The sequence below is a fragment of the Pseudoalteromonas sp. S3776 genome, assembly GCF_005886915.1.
In the GTDB taxonomy this organism is placed as follows: Bacteria; Pseudomonadota; Gammaproteobacteria; order Enterobacterales; family Alteromonadaceae; genus Pseudoalteromonas.
This window is the reverse complement of sequence record NZ_PNCU01000114.1, coordinates 1-295: the sequence shown is the minus strand read 5'-3', so window position 1 is coordinate 295 and position 295 is coordinate 1. Positions and strand designations below refer to the sequence as shown.

Annotated in this window: 1 rRNA gene; it reads right to left on the bottom strand. The window is 45.8% G+C overall.

What is annotated here, in order from left to right:
* Positions 1–109: 109 nt before the first annotated feature.
* Positions 110–225: ribosomal RNA gene (gene rrf / locus CWC16_RS19365) — 5S ribosomal RNA — on the bottom strand.
* Positions 226–295 lie beyond the last annotated feature (70 nt).

Below are 295 nucleotides of genomic sequence, written 5' to 3'. Positions count from 1 at the left end.
AAGTTCATACCCTAAGTAGCCCACACGGCCATGGGTGATATAGCTTTTTCACTTTTCAGCACATAATAAAAAAGCCCGTAGATTGCTCTACGGGCTTTTCTAATTCAATGCCTGGCGATGACCTACTCTCACATGGGGAAACCCCACACTACCATCGGCGATGTATCGTTTCACTACTGAGTTCGGGATGGGATCAGGTGGTTCCAATACTCTATGGTCACCAGGCAAAACTGGTTTGAACTAAAGGCTTGAAGGCTTTAAAGCCAGAAGGCTGGAAAGTCTCTTTCTCTTCAGT